This window comes from Streptomyces sp. NPDC007917, from assembly GCF_042959105.1.
Lineage (GTDB): Bacteria > Actinomycetota > Actinomycetes > Streptomycetales > Streptomycetaceae > Streptomyces.
This window is the reverse complement of the sequence record NZ_JBIBKK010000028.1, coordinates 26,617-42,400: the sequence shown is the minus strand read 5'-3', so window position 1 is coordinate 42,400 and position 15,784 is coordinate 26,617. Positions and strand designations below refer to the sequence as shown.

The 15,784-nt window shown below is 73.5% G+C and carries 16 protein-coding genes; 3 read left to right on the top strand and 13 right to left on the bottom strand.

What is annotated here, in order from left to right; genetic code table 11:
- Nucleotides 1-120: 120 nt before the first annotated feature.
- The 5 genes from ACFZDL_RS37685 to infC all read right to left on the bottom strand — a co-directional run bounded on the left by ACFZDL_RS37685 (nucleotide 121) and on the right by infC (nucleotide 3,694).
- Nucleotides 121-1,299: an ATP-binding protein gene (locus ACFZDL_RS37685; protein ID WP_353591617.1), complete on the bottom strand. Its 1,179-nt coding sequence runs from the start codon at nucleotides 1,297-1,299 to the stop codon at nucleotides 121-123.
- Between the two features lie 41 nt (nucleotides 1,300-1,340).
- Nucleotides 1,341-2,174 carry an RNA methyltransferase gene (locus ACFZDL_RS37680; RefSeq protein WP_353591618.1) on the bottom strand — a complete coding sequence of 278 codons (834 nt, stop codon included), beginning with the start codon at nucleotides 2,172-2,174 and terminating at the stop codon, nucleotides 1,341-1,343.
- 116 nt (nucleotides 2,175-2,290) lie between these two features.
- On the bottom strand, nucleotides 2,291-2,674 hold the full coding sequence (rplT, locus tag ACFZDL_RS37675; RefSeq protein WP_014175141.1) for a 50S ribosomal protein L20: 384 nt from the start codon (nucleotides 2,672-2,674) through the stop codon (nucleotides 2,291-2,293).
- 101 nt (nucleotides 2,675-2,775) lie between these two features.
- Nucleotides 2,776-2,970 (bottom strand): 50S ribosomal protein L35, encoded by a 195-nt coding sequence (gene rpmI / locus ACFZDL_RS37670; protein WP_319691807.1) that lies wholly within the window; start codon nucleotides 2,968-2,970, stop codon nucleotides 2,776-2,778.
- A gap of 115 nt (nucleotides 2,971-3,085) precedes the next feature.
- Nucleotides 3,086-3,694, bottom strand: coding sequence for a translation initiation factor IF-3 (gene infC, locus ACFZDL_RS37665; protein WP_353591676.1), 609 nt, complete (start codon nucleotides 3,692-3,694; stop codon nucleotides 3,086-3,088).
- Between the two features lie 393 nt (nucleotides 3,695-4,087).
- On the opposite strand from infC, the gene ACFZDL_RS37660 reads away from it, so the two are divergent.
- Nucleotides 4,088-4,459: a DUF1844 domain-containing protein gene (locus ACFZDL_RS37660; protein WP_353591619.1), complete on the top strand. Its 372-nt coding sequence runs from the start codon at nucleotides 4,088-4,090 to the stop codon at nucleotides 4,457-4,459.
- Nucleotides 4,460-4,530: 71 nt separating this feature from the next.
- Here ACFZDL_RS37660 and ACFZDL_RS37655 read toward each other — a convergent pair whose 3' ends face one another.
- Together ACFZDL_RS37655 and ACFZDL_RS37650 are read right to left on the bottom strand one after the other, a co-directional pair.
- The gene (locus ACFZDL_RS37655) at nucleotides 4,531-5,361 is read right to left on the bottom strand and encodes an aquaporin (protein ID WP_353591620.1); all 831 of its coding nucleotides are present in this window, start codon (nucleotides 5,359-5,361) and stop codon (nucleotides 4,531-4,533) included.
- 138 nt (nucleotides 5,362-5,499) lie between these two features.
- Nucleotides 5,500-6,234 (bottom strand): SseB family protein, encoded by a 735-nt coding sequence (locus tag ACFZDL_RS37650; protein WP_353591621.1) that lies wholly within the window; start codon nucleotides 6,232-6,234, stop codon nucleotides 5,500-5,502.
- A 135-nt stretch (nucleotides 6,235-6,369) separates the two neighbouring features.
- On the opposite strand from ACFZDL_RS37650, the gene ACFZDL_RS37645 reads away from it, so the two are divergent.
- Nucleotides 6,370-7,203 carry a serine hydrolase gene (locus ACFZDL_RS37645; protein ID WP_353591622.1) on the top strand — a complete coding sequence of 278 codons (834 nt, stop codon included), beginning with the start codon at nucleotides 6,370-6,372 and terminating at the stop codon, nucleotides 7,201-7,203.
- 4 nt (nucleotides 7,204-7,207) lie between these two features.
- On the opposite strand, the gene mycP is transcribed toward ACFZDL_RS37645, so the two are convergent.
- Nucleotides 7,208-8,443 (bottom strand): type VII secretion-associated serine protease mycosin, encoded by a 1,236-nt coding sequence (mycP, locus tag ACFZDL_RS37640; protein WP_353591623.1) that lies wholly within the window; start codon nucleotides 8,441-8,443, stop codon nucleotides 7,208-7,210.
- Nucleotides 8,444-8,456: 13 nt separating this feature from the next.
- Nucleotides 8,457-9,629 carry a hypothetical protein gene (locus ACFZDL_RS37635; protein ID WP_353591624.1) on the bottom strand — a complete coding sequence of 391 codons (1,173 nt, stop codon included), beginning with the start codon at nucleotides 9,627-9,629 and terminating at the stop codon, nucleotides 8,457-8,459.
- Nucleotides 9,630-9,843: 214 nt separating this feature from the next.
- On the opposite strand from ACFZDL_RS37635, the gene ACFZDL_RS37630 reads away from it, so the two are divergent.
- Nucleotides 9,844-11,064: an amino acid deaminase/aldolase gene (locus ACFZDL_RS37630; RefSeq protein ID WP_353591625.1), complete on the top strand. Its 1,221-nt coding sequence runs from the start codon at nucleotides 9,844-9,846 to the stop codon at nucleotides 11,062-11,064.
- 58 nt (nucleotides 11,065-11,122) lie between these two features.
- Here ACFZDL_RS37630 and ACFZDL_RS37625 read toward each other — a convergent pair whose 3' ends face one another.
- The 4 genes from ACFZDL_RS37625 to ACFZDL_RS37610 all read right to left on the bottom strand — a co-directional run bounded on the left by ACFZDL_RS37625 (nucleotide 11,123) and on the right by ACFZDL_RS37610 (nucleotide 15,765).
- The gene (locus ACFZDL_RS37625) at nucleotides 11,123-12,130 is read right to left on the bottom strand and encodes a DUF2510 domain-containing protein (protein WP_353591626.1); all 1,008 of its coding nucleotides are present in this window, start codon (nucleotides 12,128-12,130) and stop codon (nucleotides 11,123-11,125) included.
- 71 nt (nucleotides 12,131-12,201) lie between these two features.
- Nucleotides 12,202-13,002, bottom strand: a complete 801-nt coding sequence (locus ACFZDL_RS37620) for a 3-oxoacyl-ACP reductase (RefSeq protein WP_353591627.1) — start codon at nucleotides 13,000-13,002, stop codon at nucleotides 12,202-12,204.
- A 1-nt stretch (nucleotide 13,003) separates the two neighbouring features.
- Nucleotides 13,004-14,386 carry an aldehyde dehydrogenase family protein gene (locus ACFZDL_RS37615; RefSeq protein ID WP_353591628.1) on the bottom strand — a complete coding sequence of 461 codons (1,383 nt, stop codon included), beginning with the start codon at nucleotides 14,384-14,386 and terminating at the stop codon, nucleotides 13,004-13,006.
- 11 nt (nucleotides 14,387-14,397) lie between these two features.
- Nucleotides 14,398-15,765 carry a glutamine synthetase family protein gene (locus ACFZDL_RS37610; protein WP_353591629.1) on the bottom strand — a complete coding sequence of 456 codons (1,368 nt, stop codon included), beginning with the start codon at nucleotides 15,763-15,765 and terminating at the stop codon, nucleotides 14,398-14,400.
- Nucleotides 15,766-15,784 lie beyond the last annotated feature (19 nt).

Below are 15,784 nucleotides of genomic sequence, written 5' to 3'. Positions count from 1 at the left end.
CGCGGCCTGCCTCGACCACTGGCGCGCCAAAGGTGCCAAAAGCCGAGTCTAAAGGGCGCTGGACCGCGCTGTTCCGGGGGACGCCCCGGGCCCCGGTCGGGTGGTGGGCCCGTGGGCTCCTCAGGCCAGGTAGGCCGGGGTACCCACGGGCAGGGTAAATCGGAACTCCGCGCCGCCGCCGTGGGCCCGGCCGACGGTGATCGTCCCGCCGTGTGCCTCGACGATGCCCTTGACGATGTACAGGCCCAGGCCGGTGCCACCGCGCTTGCTGCCCCGCCAGAAGCGGGTGAAGACGCGGCTCATCGACTCCTCGGGGATACCGGGGCCCTCATCGCTCACGGTGACGGCGGTCCTTTCGACAGCGGGGCCTTCCCCGACAGGCTTGACCTGCTCGGGGGCCACCTCAATGGTGACGGTTCCCTCGCCGTGGCGCACCGCGTTTTCCAGGAGGTTCCCCAGCACCTGGTCGACCTTGTCGGGGTCGGCCCACAGGCCCGGCAGCGGCTCCCTGACCTTGATGAGGAAGCGCTCGGAGGAGTGACCCGCGGCGGTCAGCGCCTGGACGTGGCGCCGGACCGCGGCCGCGATGTCGACCGGCTGGCGGCGCACCTCCAGCCGGCCGGAGTCGATCCGCGATATGTCGAGGAGTTCGGCGATCAGGCGGGTGACGCGGTTGGCGTCGGCGTCGACGGTCTCCAGCATCAGCCGCTTCTGGTCGTCGGTGAAGCGCTCCCATTTCGCCAGCAGCGTCGCCGTGAACCCCTTGACCGAGGTGAGCGGGGAGCGCAGCTCATGGGCGACCGTGGCGATCAGCTCGGCGTGGCTGCGCTCGGTGCGGCGGCGCGCCTCGGTGCCGCGCAGCGAGACCACGACCCGGCGCACCGGCCCCATCGGCCGCTCGCGCACATACCGGGCGGAGACCAGCACCTCACGGCCGCCGGGCAGCAGGAGGTTCCGCTCGGGCTGGCCGACGCGGGTGGCCAGGCCACCGTACGGATCGGTCAGCGCCCACCAGCGGCGCCCCTCCAGGTCCTCTAACGGGAGCGCGCGCTCCAGCTTCCGCCCCAGGGCGTCGGCCTGGCGGGTCGCGGTGATCCGGGCCGCCGCGGCGTTGAAGCAGCTGACGCGGCCGGTCTCATCGGCGATGACCAGGCCGTCGGGCAGGTCGTCCGGGTGCACGCCGAGGCCCGCCGTCGCCTCGTCCGGCTCCCACCGCGCATATCCCTGGCCCGGCGCCCCCAGGCGCGCTCCGGGCACACAGGCTTCACTCGACCTGGCGCCGGAGGTCCTGACGTCCATCCCCGCACCCCCCTTCTCGGCCCCCAGAGGGGGCAACCCTACTAGGTCGATGTGACGGAGCGGCACCCTCCGGGAGCGCGCTGCGCACGAGCGGAGGCATAGAGGCACACGGCGGCGGCCGTGGCGAGGTTGAGGCTCTCGGCCCTGCCGTGGATCGGAACGCGCACCACCTCGTCGGCGAGTGCGCGGGTAGCCTCCGGCAGCCCCCATGCCTCGTTGCCGAAGATCCAGGCGGTGGGCGCGCCGAGGACCCCCTCGTCGAGCTCGGTGTCCAGGTCCCGCTCCCCCGCCCCGTCGGCGGCCACCACCCGCGCCCCGGCCTGCCGCAGCCCGCTGACGGCCCGCTCCACGGGCACGCCGACGGCGACGGGCAGATGGAAGAGGGAGCCCACGGAGGCGCGTACGGACTTGGGGTTGTACAGGTCGACGGAGGCGTCGGTGAGCACCACGGCGTCCGCCCCGGCCGCGTCCGCGCAGCGCAGCACGGTGCCGGCGTTGCCGGGGTCGCGCACATGCGCCAGGACCGCGACCAGCCGGGGGCGGGCGCGCAGTATCTCCTCGAACGGCGTGTCCAGGAAGCGGCACAGCCCGACGATGCCCTGCGGGGTGACGGTGTCCGACATCTCGGCGACGACCTCGTCGGTCGCGGTGAGCACGGGGGCGCCCGCGGCGCGGGCGGCGGCGACGATGTCCCCGTGGCGCGCGGCCGCCTCCGGGGTCACGTACACCTCCACCAGGTGCGCGACCGCCTCCCGGACGGCCTGCGGACCCTCGACGAGGAATCTGCGCTCCTTGCCGCGGAAGCTGCGCTTGGCGAGCCGTCTCGCCGCGGTGACGCGCGGCGATTTCAGGGAGGTCAGCTCGGGGGTCGCCATGGGGGGTGTGCTCTCAGTTCTGTTGTCCGGTGCCTGCCGTGGGGCCTACCGATACGCATGGACCCGCAGGTGACAGGTCACCTGCGGGTCCGTAGCCGTACAGCTCGGCGCAGCGATTACGCGGCCTTCGGCGCGTTGACGTCGCTGGGCAGCGCCTTCTGCGCCGCCTCGACCAGCGCGGCGAAGGCGTTCGCGTCGTTGACCGCCAGGTCGGCCAGGATCTTGCGGTCCACCTCGATGTTGGCGGCCTTCAGACCCTGGATGAAGCGGTTGTAGGTGATGCCGTTGGCGCGGGCAGCGGCGTTGATGCGCTGGATCCACAGCTGACGGAAGTCGCCCTTGCGCTTCTTGCGGTCGTTGTAGTTGTAGACCAGGGAGTGGGTGACCTGCTCCTTGGCCTTGCGGTACAGGCGGGAGCGCTGGCCCCGGTAACCGCTGGCCTGCTCGAGGATCGCCCGGCGCTTCTTGTGGGCGTTGACTGCCCGCTTGACGCGTGCCACTTGTTTAACTCCTTGTACGGGGCCGCGGCTGACTCACGCGGCCCGGAAACGAATAGGTCCCGGTCGGCTCGGTGCGCGCCCCGCCGTAGCGGGGCGGGGCGTCACTTGCCGAGAAGCTTCTTGATCTTCTTGGCGTCGGCCGGGGCCATCTCGGTCGTGCCGGCCAGGCGGCGCGTCAACGTGGACGGCTTGTGCTCGAGGTAGTGGCGGCGACCGGCGCGCTGACGCACCACCTTGCCGGAGCCGGTGAGCTTGAAGCGCTTGCTGGCACCACTGTGCGTCTTGTTCTTCGGCATGTCGCCGTTCTCTCCTCGTCGGGACGCCGTCCGGCCGCTGTGTGCACGGTGAAGCGTCGGGATGTTTCGGGTTGTGTCCGGGGCGCGCGCCCCGGGGTGAGGCTCGCGCCTCGAATCACGCCTCGGCGGGCTCCTCCGCAGGGCTGGTGCCCTGCTCGCGCCCCGCCTTGCGGGCGGCCTGCGCCTCGCGGGCTTCGGCCATCGCCTCGGTCTTCTTCTTGTGCGGACCGAGAACCATGATCATGTTGCGGCCGTCCTGCTTCGGGTTGGACTCCACGAAGCCGAGCTCCTGGACATCCTCGGCCAGCCGCTGCAGCAGTCGGTAGCCGAGCTCCGGCCGGGACTGCTCACGGCCACGGAACATGATCGTGATCTTGACCTTGTCGCCCTGCTTGAGGAACCGGACGACGTGACCCTTCTTGGTGTCATAGTCGTGCGGGTCGATCTTCGGCCGGAGCTTCATCTCCTTGATGACCGTGTGCGCCTGGTTCTTGCGCGCCTCACGGGCCTTCATGGCCGACTCGTACTTGAACTTTCCGTAGTCCATGAGCTTGCAGACCGGCGGGCGTGCGTTCGCCGCCACCTCGACGAGGTCGAGGTCGTACTCCTGCGCAAGCTCCAGGGCCTTGGCAAGCGGCACGATGCCGACCTGCTCGCCACTGGGACCGACGAGTCGCACCTCGGGGACGCGAATCCGGTCGTTGATGCGGGGCTCGGCGCTGATGGGGCCTCCTCGGTTGCACCACGCGACCGCCTGGCGGACAGCCGCGTAACGTCTGTTTTGGTTGGACCACCGCGCCGCGACGCGAAAAACGCCCCGGACGGTACGCAGGCGGGGCTCCTCATAGACCGGGAGCACCGCCGCGATATCACCGCGGGGCGCAGCCTGACCGATGACCTGCCGACCCGGGGGTCGGTTCAGGTGGGAGTTCGGAGCCTCCACTTGCGGGCCGGACACACCAGTGACCGGCCGGTCGTTTCCCTACGATACCAGGACTGGCCGAGAATGCTCACCACGAGGAGGGTCACCGGCCCGCCCCGCGCCCCGTGGAACGGGCCGGCGCCGCGCCGCCTAGGCTGGGTCGCACCACCCATCAGGAAGTGAGCCTCGAGCAGCATGAGCGACGCCAACGCCGGCCGGCCGGCACCCGCGCCCGACTTCGAACAGATGACCCGCGACATCGCGGATGTGCCCGCGGTCGAGGTGATCACGACGGTCGCGGTGCATCTGATGAGCGCGGCGGCGGTCAATCTGGGGCTGGCCGAGGAGGGTCCCCAGCACAAGGACCTGGACGAGGCGCGGAAGCTGATCAACGCCCTGGCCGGGCTGGTCACGGCCAGTGCCACGGAGATCAGCTCCTTCCACGCCGCACCGCTGCGCGACGGGCTGAAGTCGCTGCAGCTGGCCTTCCGCGAGGCGTCGGTGGTGCCGGACGAGCCGGGGCAGGGGCCGGGCGAGAAGTTCACCGGGCCGGTCTTCGGGGGCTGAGCGGGCCGAGCGGCGCTGAGCGGGCCGAGCGGGCTATGGGGGGCTGAGCGCTTCGCCGTTCGGCGGGCGGCTCACGCGGCTTCCGGCCCCTTGGTCTCCGGCTCGCCCGTCGCGGGGCCCCTGCCGCCGAGCCGTCTGCCCCACAGCGGATGCGGCCGGGGTCCGGTCACCTGCTCCTGCTCCTCCTCGGCGACCGGGTGGCCGTGGGTGAGCATGTGCAGGCCCGCCGCCAGCACGCCGCCGATCATCGGCGCGACCAGGAACAGCCACAGCTGCGAGAGCGCCCCGCCGCCCGCGAACAGCGCCGGGCCCAGGCTGCGCGCCGGGTTCACGGAGGTCCACGTCAGCGGGATGCCGACCAGGTTGACCGCCGTGAGGGCCACGCCCACCGACAGCGGCCCCACGCCGACCAGCGCGACCTTGCTGGTCACCGTGAGGAAGATGAAGACGAGCAGGAACGTCAGCACCACCTCGGCGAGGAAGGCCCCGCCGCCGCCGATGCCCACGGGCGACCGCCCCCCGTAGCCATTGCTGCCGAACGCGTCGCTCGTCACCAGCCTCGGCACCTGCTTGGCCAGCAGGAAGAGCACGGCCGCGCCCACGATCCCGCCGACCAGCTGCGCCACCCAGTACTCGACCGCGGTACGGATGTCGATGCGCTTGGCCAGCAGCACGCCCAGAGTGACCGCCGGATTGACGTGGCAGCCGGAGATACGGCCGAAGGCGTAGGCGACCGCGATCAGCGTGAAGCCGAAGGCGAACGAGATGCCGACGGCGTTGATGTAGTCGCCCGCGAGGACCAGGGAACCGACGCCGAAGAAGACCAGCATCGCGGTTCCGACGAATTCGGCCACAACCGTCCGCGTCTCCGTCGTTCGCGTCTCCGCCGTACTCGTATCCATTGGCGCACTCCTCGATCGGATCGCCAGTTGTCGTCCTAGCATTGTGGGACGAAACAGGAGATTCCGCCTGTCGGAGATCGCGGGGACACGGACCTTCGGAAAGCCGCGGGGCCCCGGCTCTCCGGAAGGTCGCGGGGCTCAGCGGCTGAACAGGGGCTCCCCCGGCACCGGCGTCCCGGGCGGCAGCAGCGCCAGGTCAAGACCGCGCACCAGCCGGGCCCGCAGCGTCTCGTCCGCGGCCAGGGCCTCAGCGACCCGCCGCACCGTCTCCGGCGCGGGAACGCCCGGCTCCAGGCTGAGCGCGAGGATCCCGTCCGCGTCCGCGGCGGACGTCAGATGGGCGCGGAGCACACCGGGCTCGGCGGCCAGCACCGTGCGCAGCGCCGCCGCGACCGCGGGGTCGGCGAGCGGATCGGCGCTGGTCCGGCCCTCGGCGAGGGCGAGCAGGGCGGGCCCGGTCAGCTGGTACGGCACCGGCCCGGCCAGGTCGAGCACCACGGTGTCCGCCTTCTCGTGCGCGGCGGCCTCCAGCGCCTGCCGCAGCGGTACGGCCACCGGCCGGGCGTCCGCGCGCCAGCGGGCCAGCGTCTCCAGGGAGGTGAAGGCGGGCAGGGCGCGCCGGCCGTCGGGCGCCTGCAGCGTGGGCACCGCCATGTCGCTGGTCTTCTCCTGGCGCAGTCCCCCCGGGCCCTCCTCGACCTCACCGAGCAGCGCGACCACCGGCACCAGCAGCCGCGCCCCGGTGAGCGCGCCGAGCACTTCCGGCTCGGCGGAGGGATCGTCGGCCCAGGCGGCGAGCGCCGCGGTCAGGCGGGGGTCGGCAGAGCCGTCGTCGCCGGAGAAGCCGGGGTCGGGAATGTTCTTGAGCGCCACCCGACGAGGGTATCGGGGGCCGCCGAGGTGTTTTCCCACGGGCTCCGACCCTGGCACTGTTGGTCGGTGCGGTCGCCGTCGGCACGCACGCGAGGACTCCCGGCGGGCAGCGGCGGGACCAGGGGAGGAAGCTGCATGGAGCGCGCGGACAGGAAGAAGGCACAGACACCGGCATCGTCGTCACCGCCGCCGGCCGCCGCGCCGGCCGCGGCCCTGACCGACGCCCTGACCGACGCGCTGGACGCCGTGGCGGACGGCACCGACGGCCGGTTCTCGGCCGCCGTCCTGGACGCCGGCTCGACGGTGAGCGCGGTGTACGGCGGCGACGCGTACGACACCGCGAGCATCGTGAAGGTGGACATCCTCGCCGCGCTGCTGCTGCAGGCCCAGGACGCGGGGCGCCAGCTCACGGCTCAGGAGCGCTCGTACGCCACCGTGATGATCCAGCGGAGCGACAACGACGCGGCGACCGCGCTGTGGCAGGAGATCGGCGGCGCGCCGGGCCTCGACGCCGCCAACAAGCGGCTCGGCCTGACGGAGACGCACGGCGGCCGGTCGGGCGAGTGGGGGCTCACCCAGACCACCGCCGCCGATCAGGTCAGGCTGCTGCGGGAGATCTTCGCGACCGGTGCGGAGGGCGACAGGGCGGCGCTCAGCGAGCCGTCCCGCGCGTATGTCCAGCAGCTCATGGGGCAGATCGCCGCGGGCCAGGCCTGGGGTGTCCCGGCCGCCGCCGACGACGCGACGCGCACCCCGGTCAAGAACGGCTGGATGCCGCGCAGCGCCACCGGCCTGTGGGTCATCAACAGCATCGGGCACGTCACGGCGGGGGGCCGTACATACCTCGTGGCCGTGCTCTCGAGCGGCAACAAGGACAAGGACAGCGGCGTCGCCCTCGTGGAGACCGCCGCCCGCGCGGCGGTGGGCGTTTTTCAAGGCTTTGCGGCCTCACCCGTTCAAGGGCTTTGAGGCCTCACCCGCCGGGCGGGCCGGCCCCCCGCCGCCACCGGGCGAACCCCGCCGCCGGGCCGCGCAGCGGCCCCTTCCCGCGCCACAGCGCCACCGCGGCGGCCAGCAGGCCCGCCCCGGCCACCCCGGCGGTGAGCGCCAGGCGGTTCGGTCCGCGCTCGTCGCTGTCGGTGCGGGCTTGGCCCGGGCCCGAGCCGAAGTAGCGCTGCGGAGAGGCCCCCACGGTCGGCCGCTGCGCCTGGGGCTTGAGTTTCGCCCCCGCCTCGATCGCCGCCGCCGGGTCCACCAGGCCCGCGCCGAGTGCGTCGCTGCGGCCGCCCTCGGGGCGGTCCTGGGCCGTGTCGATGAGCAGCTGTCTGATCTGCCGGGGGCTCAGCTCGGGGTGGGCGGCGCGGACGAGGGCGGCCGAGCCCGAGACGAACGCGGCGGCGGCGCTGGTCCCCCAGCCCTCGTAGTAGCGCCGGTCGGGGTCGGCGATGACCACGTCGTCGCCGGGCGCGCAGAGGGCGGCGTACCAGCGGCGGGTGGAGAAGACGGCGCGCAGGCCGAAGCGGTCCACGGCGGTCACCGCGATCACCCCGGGGTACGCGGCCGGGTAGGAGGCCCGGTCGCCGTCCTCGCCGCCGTTGCCCGCCGAGGCCACCACGACCACGCCCTTGCGCAGCGCGTACTGCACGGCGGCGTCCTCGGCGGGCTCGGGGTGCGCGGACTTGCTGTCGTCGCCCAGCGACAGGTTGATCACATCGGCGCCGTGGTCGACCGCCCAGCGGATGCCGTTGGCCAGCGCGCCGCCGCGCTGCGTACGGGCCTTCTTGCGCGCCGGGTCGGCCTCCTCGAGGATCACGCGCACCGGCAGGATCTTCGCCTCGGGGGCCACGCCCTTCACGCCGTCGCCGCCGGAGGCGCCGTGTCCGTGCCCGGCGATGATCCCGGCCATCGCGGTCCCGTGCCGGGCCCAGGCGCTGTCGCCGCGCCCGGCGCCGAAGCCGATCATGTCCTTGCCCGTGAGGACCTGGCCCGCGAGGTCCGGGTGCTGGTCGTCCACACCGGTGTCGAGCACGGCGACCGTCACGCCCGCGCCCTTGGTCGTCTGCCAGGCGGTCGGGGCGTGGATGGCGTCCAGCGCCCACTCCCGCGCCTGTATCGCGTCCGCCCGGACGGGCGCGGCGGGCAGCAGCGCCAGTCCGGCCGCGGCCAGCCCGGCGCCCACGGTCCGGCACAGCCGCCGCCGGCGGGTCATCGCGGGACCTCCGTCATCGCGGGTCCTCCGTCTTGGACAGGGCGCGGCGGAAGGCGCGCTCGATCTCGTCGGCGATGCCGCGCGCGTCATGGCCGAGCCCCGCCTGGGCCGGGGCCGTCGTGGCGCCGGCCCGGGTGGCCTCGCCGGCCGGCTGCGGGTCGGTGATCTTGCGGCCGTCGGCGAAGCCGGAGACGGTGTAGACGACGGCCGGGGCGTCGGTCAGGACGCGGATCCGCCAGCTGGCGCGCTGGGCGTCGCCGAAGTCGGCCGCGGCGGTGCCCTTCGCCGCGTACGGGCGGGGCATCAGGTCGGCGCGCTCGGCGAGCCCCTCGGCCTGGAACCGGTCGCTGAGCCCCCGCATGGCACCCGATCCGGCCTTGGTCACCAGCAGGCCGACGGTGGTCACACCGGTGCTGGTGGCGTCGGTGTAGGTGGCGCGCAGCAGCCGCTTGCAGCCCACCGGGGCCAGGGCCTTTTCGAGCAGTGGGTCGAAGGCGCCGCCGCAGCTGCTGTCCGGGGCGACCGCGATCCGGATCCAGGTGCGGTCGGCGCCGCCGGGGCCGGTCCCGCGCAGGGTGCGGGGGAACAGGTCGTCGACGGGGACGCTGTGCCAGGCGCCGCCCGCCCGTGCGTAGCTGTCGCCGGCGGCGGTTCGGGACCCGGAGTCGCCGGTCAGCCACGATCCGGCCGCCGCGCCGCCGAGCAGTCCGAGGCCGAGGACGAGACTCGCGGCGGCGGCCGCGACCCTGCCGGGGGTGCGGCGGCCGGCCGGCCGGTCCGGTGCGGCATCGCCGTACGGGGAGTCGAAGGTGGAGCGGTCCGCACGGCGCCAGGGGCCGAAGGCGGCGGGCCGGGGGGCGAGCGGGGGTGCGGCGACCGAGGGGGCGGAGGCGGGGCGCGGGGGGAGGCCGGTGGGGCGCGGCGGAGGGCTGGTGGGGCGCGGCGGGCCGGCCGTCCGCGCCCGCGGTATGCCCGTGCCACTGCCCGCGGCCGCGCTCCCCGTCGCGCTCCCGCCCCTGTGCGCGCGGGGGGTCCGCAGCGGCACGCCCAGGATCGGGGTGTCCGGGTCGCCCAGCGGCCCGGTTCCGGGGGTGGCGCCCGGCGGTGGCGCGGTGTGCGGAGGGTGGGCGGGGCGGGGCGGTGGGATGCGGCGTGGGGTGCGTGCCTGTTCCGCTTCGGTGCTCACCTGCACCCCTCTCGCACCCTCGAAAGACGTGTTCACCTGGTCGCGCCGGGCCGCCCGGCTCGCCCGGCGACCTTTCGGACAGGCGGGTCCGTATGCGGACATCACGCCGCTGACCTGCCGGTCGTGGTGTGCGCGACACTCTACGGTGCGCCGGGCGCCATTCGCACCGGCCGCCCTCTACCCGGTGGTAACGGCCGTCTGGCAAGCTTCGCCCATGTCCGCACTCCCCGCTGGCCTCCCCACTGATCTCCGTGCCGAGCGTGCCCGTTACGACCGGGCCACGGCTCATCTCGACGCACCCCTGGCGATCGTCGATCTGCGGGCCTTCGACGACAACGCCCGGGATCTGGTGCGGCGGGCGCACGGCAAGCCGATCCGGGTGGCGAGCAAGTCGGTGCGGTGCCGCGCGCTGCTCGATCGGGCGCTGGCCAAGGACGGCTTCGCGGGCGTCATGAGCTTCACCCTGGCGGAGTCGCTGTGGCTGGCGCGCGAGGGGTACGAGGACGTCCTGCTCGCCTATCCGTCCGCCGACCGGGAAGGGTTCGCCGAGCTGACCGGCGATCCCAAGCTCGCGGCCGCCGTCACGGTGATGGTGGACGACATGAGCCAGGTCGACCTGATCGAAAGTGTGCGCGCCGGGACCGAAGAGGTCCGCATCTGCCTTGAATTGGACACCTCGCTGCGGCTGCTGGGCGGCCGGGTGCGGATCGGCGCGCTGCGCTCGCCGCTGCGCGACCCGGCCCGGCTGGCGGAGCTGGCGGAGGCGATCCAGCGCCGCCCGGGGTTCCGCGTCGTCGGGCTGATGGGGTACGAGGGGCATGTGGCGGGCGTGGGCGACGCGGTGGCCGGGCGCCCGCTGCGGTCCCGCGCCATCCGGCTGATGCAGTCCGCCGCCCGCCGTGAACTGGCCGAGCGCCGGGGGGCGGTGGTGCGGGCCGTACGGGCGGTGGCGGACCTGGAGTTCGTGAACGGCGGCGGCACGGGCAGCGTGCAGCACACCGCCGCCGAGGGCGCGGTGACGGAGATCGCCGCCGGGTCCGGGCTCTACCAGCCCCGGCTGTTCGACAACTACACCTGCTTCCGCGGCCGCCCCGCGGCCCTCTTCGCCCTGCCGGTGGTGCGCCGGCCGGGCGTGGGCGTGGTGACGGTGCTCGGCGGCGGCTACCCGGCCTCGGGCGCGGCCGGGCGGGACCGGCTGCCGGTGCCGTACCTCCCCGAGGGTCTGGCCTACGACCCGATGGAGGGGCCCGGCGAGGTGCAGACACCGCTGCTGGGGTCGCCCGCCGACGATCTGCTGATCGGCGACAAGGTGTGGTTCCGGCACGCCAAGGCCGGGGAGCTGTGCGAGCGCTTCGACGTGCTGCACCTGGTCGACGGGGACCGGGTGGTGGACTCGGTGCCCACCTACCGGGGCGAGGGCCGCACCTACCTGTAGGGCCGCACGTACCTGTAGAACCGCACGTACCCGTGCCGGCGGATGCCCGGGACCGGGGTCAGACGGACTCGCCGTCGCCGCCGTCGCCCAGCGCCCTGATCCCCTTGACGATCTTGTCCATGTCGGACAGCGGCGGCGCCTTGTCGCTGACGTCGAACCCGAAGCGCACCAGCACCATGGTGTCGCGCAGGAGGGGGGACGGGAAGGCGACGGTCTGGACGTAGCCGTCCTCGCCCTTCTTCGTGATCACCTTCCAGCGCACCAGATAGCCCTTCTGCCCGGCGACCGTGACCGCCTCGGACTTGAGCTGCTTGTGCGAGGTGATCCCGCCGTACGACTCCTTCTTGCTCTGCGGGTCCCTGCCGTAGGAGCTCTCCGCCGCCTGCTTGATGTCCTCCTTGGCGATGCCCTCGGCGGACTTGGCCTTGAAGCCCGTGGCCGGCATGGAGAAGACGCCGCCGCGCAGGCACTGGGACTTCGGGTCGTTCGGGCAGGGGTAGCGGTCCTCGGTGGTGATGCCCGCGCCGCCCGCGCTGCTGCGGGACTCCTCCCAGCCGTCCAGGACCGGCAGGCCGATGCCGTTCAGGGCGTCCTCGGAGATGGTCGGGTCGTCGCTGGGCTGCGGGGTGGTGGGGGTGTCGGTGGGGCCGCCCGGGTTCCCTCCGTCGCCCCCGCCGCCGGAGGTGCCCCCGCCCCCGCTCCCGCCGTCGCCCCCGCCGACGCCGCCGTCCGGGGCGGGGGCCGTGGCGGTCGGGCCGGGCTTGGCCCGGTCGCCGCCGTCGCCCGACCCTCCGTCGTCGCCCAGCAGCGCGACGCCGCCCGCGATGGCGGCGGCCACGACGGCCGCCACCACGACGGCCGCCGCGATCTTCGGACCGCGGCCCCGCGCCGGGGCGCCGACCTCCCCGGGCGGATAGACGGGCACGGGCGGGCCGAACGTCTGGCTCGTCGGCCCCGGGGCCTCGCGGGTGTGCTCGGTCCAGCCGAACCCGTCCCACCAGCGTTCGGGGGCGGGGCCGGGGCCGGTGTAGCCGGGGTCCGGGTACCAGCCCGGGGGTGTCGTCATGCTCACGCGGTCACCTTATGGGCACACGTCCACTCAGTACACCGGCCGTACCCCGCTCAACCCCCGGCCGCTCACACCGGCGTGACGTACGCCCCCGCGATGCCGCCGTCGACCAGGAACTCGGCGGCGTTGACGAACGAGGAGTCGTCGCTGGCGAGGAACGCGACCGCGGCGGCGATCTCCTCCGGCTCGGCGAAGCGCCCCACCGGGATGTGCACCAGACGGCGCGCGGCGCGCTCGGGGTCCTTGGCGAACAGCTCCTTCAGCAGCGGGGTGTTGACCGGGCCGGGGCACAGCGCGTTGACCCGGATGCCCTCGCGGGCGAACTGCACGCCCAGCTCGCGCGACATCGCCAGCACCCCGCCCTTGGAGGCCGTGTAGCTGATCTGCGAGGTCGCGGCGCCCATGACGGCCACGAAGGAGGCCGTGTTGATGATCGACCCCTTGCCCTGTCGCTGCATATACGGAAGCGCGGCCTTGCAGCACAGATAGACGGAGGTGAGGTTGACCTCCTGGACCCGCTTCCAGGCGTCCAGGCCGGTGGTGAGGATCGAGTCGTCCTCGGGCGGCGAGATGCCCGCGTTGTTGAAGGCCACGTCGACCGAGCCGTAGGTGTCGTACGCGGTCTTGAACAGCGCCTCGACCTGCTCGGGGTCGGTGACGTCCACCCGGACGTACAGCCCGCCGACCTCGTCGGCCGCGGCCTTGCCCGCGCTCTCGTCGATGTCGGCGCAGACGACCCGCGCGCCCTCGGAGGCCAGGCGGCGCGCGGTGGCCAGGCCGATGCCGCTGCCCGCCCCGGTGACAACAGCGGTACGGCCCACCAGACGGCGGCAGACCGGGGCCTCGGGGATGTCGGGGTTGTCGGTCACGTCACTGCTCCTCGGTGCTGATGAAGACGTTCTTGGTCTCGGTGAAGGCGGCAAGCGCGCCGGGCCCCAGCTCCCGCCCGAGGCCGGACTGCTTGTAGCCGCCGAACGGGGTCCAGTAGCGCACGCTGCTGTGCGAGTTGACGGACAGGTTCCCGGCGGCGACGGCCCGCGAGACGCGTACGGCGCGGCTCACGTCGCGGGTCCAGATGGAGCCGGACAGGCCGTAGTCGGTGGCGTTGGCCAGCCGTACGGCGTCGGCCTCGTCCTCGAAGGGCAGCACCACGGCGACCGGCCCGAAGATCTCCTCGACGGCGGCGCGGTGGGTGGGGCCGATGCCCTCCAGCACGGTGGCCGGGTACCAGAACCCCTTGCCCGCGGGCGCCTCGCCGCGGATCGCGACGCGCGCGTCCTCGGTGACGTAGGACCGTACGCGCTCGCGCTGCGCCGCGGAGATCAGCGGGCCCATGGCGGTGCCGGGGTCGGCCGGGTCGCCCACCACCACGGAGCGCACGGCGGGCTCCAGCAGCTCCATGAACCGGTCGTAGACGGCACGCTGGACCAGGATGCGGCTGCGGGCGCAGCAGTCCTGGCCGGTGTTGTCCAGGAACGAGCCGGGGGCCGAGCGCGCCGCCCGCTCGATGTCGGCGTCCGCGAAGACGATGTTGGGGCTCTTGCCGCCGAGTTCGAGGGTCACGCGCTTCACGCCCGCCGCGCACCTGGCCATGATCCGCTTGCCGACGGCCGTGGACCCGGTGAAGACGACCTTGGCGACGCGCGGGTGCTCGACCAGCGCCTCGCCCGCGACCGGTCCGGCTCCGGGCAGCACCTGGAAGAGTCCGTCGGGGAGCCCCGCCTCGGTGGCGAGTTCGGCCAGCCGCAGCGCGGTGAGCGGGGTGGTCTCGGCGGGCTTGAGGAGGACGGCGTTGCCGGCCGCGAGGGCGGGGGCGGTGCCCCAGGCGGCGATCGGCATGGGGAAGTTCCACGGCGCGATGACGGCGACGACGCCAAGGGGCTCCTGGAAGGTGACGTTCAGCCCACCGGGTACGGGGATCTGGCTGCCGGAGAGGCGTTCCACTCCCCCGGCCGCGTACTCCAGCAGATCGCGGACGTTCCCCGCCTCCCAGCGGGCGTTGCCGAGGGGATGTCCGGCCTCGCGGACCTCCAGCAGGGCCAGTTCCTCGAGGTGGTCGTCGACGGCGGCGGCGAAGCGGCGCAGCAGCCGCGCGCGGTCGCCGGGTGCCAGAGCGGCCCAGCCGGCCTGGGCGCGGGCGGCCCGGGTGACGGCGGCGTCGACGTCGGCGGGGCCGGCGGCGGGGACGGTCGCGATGACCTCTTCGGTCGCCGGGTTGAGTACCTGGTGTTCGTGCGGGTGCTCGTTGCTCACTCGGTGGTTCCTCACATGCGCTCGAAGGACCGGAAGCGCTCCCAGTCCGTGACGGCGGTGTCGTAGGCCTCCTGCTCGACACGCGCCATGTTGAGGTAGTGGTCGACGACCTCCTGGCCGAAGGCGGCCCGCGCTATGGGGCTGGTCCGCCACAGCTCGGCGGCGTCGCGCAGGGTGGCCGGGACGTGCTCGGCGTCGCCGTTGTAGGCGTTGCCGGTGCACACCTCGGGGAGCTCCAGCTCCTCCTCCACCCCGTAAAGACCGGCCGCGACCATGCCCGCGACGGCGAGGTAGGGGTTGACGTCGCCGCCGGGGAGACGGTTCTCCAGGCGGTGGGAGGGGCCGTGGCCGATGACGCGCAGCGCGCAGGTGCGGTTGTCCGGGCCCCAGGCGACGGCGGTGGGCGCGAAGGAGCCGGGGCGGAAGCGCTTGTAGGAGTTGATGTTCGGCGCGTACAGGAGGGTGAAGTCGCGCATCGCGGCCAGCTGTCCGGCGAGGAAGTGGCGCATCGTCTTGGACATGCCGTACGGGCCGTCGCCGTCGGCGAGCACGGGCGCCCCCGACTCGTCGCGCAGCGAGAGGTGGATGTGGCAGGAGTTGCCCTCGCGCTCGTCGTACTTGGCCATGAAGGTCAGCGCCATGCCCTCTTGGGCGGCGATCTCCTTGGCGCCGGTCTTGTAGATGGCGTGCTGGTCGCAGGTGGTCAGGGCGTCGTCGTAGCGGAAGGCGATCTCGTGCTGGCCGAAGTTGCACTCGCCCTTGGCGGACTCGACCGTCATCCCGGCCGCGCCCATCTCGTTGCGGATGCGGCGCAGCAGGGGCTCGACGCGGCCGGTGCCCAGCACGGAGTAGTCGACGTTGTACTGGTTGGCGGGGGTCAGCCCGCGGTAGCCGGCGCCCCACGCCTGTTCGTAGGTGTCCTTGAAGACCATGAACTCCAGCTCGGTGCCGGCGTACGCGGTCCAGCCGCGCTCGGCGAGCCGGTCCAGCTGGCGGCGCAGGATCTGGCGCGGGGAGGCGAGCACGGGAGAGCCGTCGTGCCAGGCCAGGTCGGCGGTGATGAGCGCGGTGCCGGGGTTCCAGGGGGTGCGGCGCAGGGTGGCGGTGTCACCATGCATGGCGAAGTCGCCGTAGCCGCGCTCCCAGGAGGACATGGCGTAGCCGTCGACGGTGTTCATGTCCGCGTCGACGGCGAGGAGGTAGTTGCACCCTTCGGTGCCGTGCTCCAGGACCTCGTCGAGGAAGAACCGGGCGGCGAACCGCTTGCCCTGGAGCCTGCCCTGCATATCGGTGAAGGCGAGGACGACGGTGTCGATCTCTCCGGTGTCGACGAGCCTGGTCAGTTCGTCGACGGAGAGCGGGGGCGTGCGGTCAGCCACGGTGATGCCTCCTGTGGTG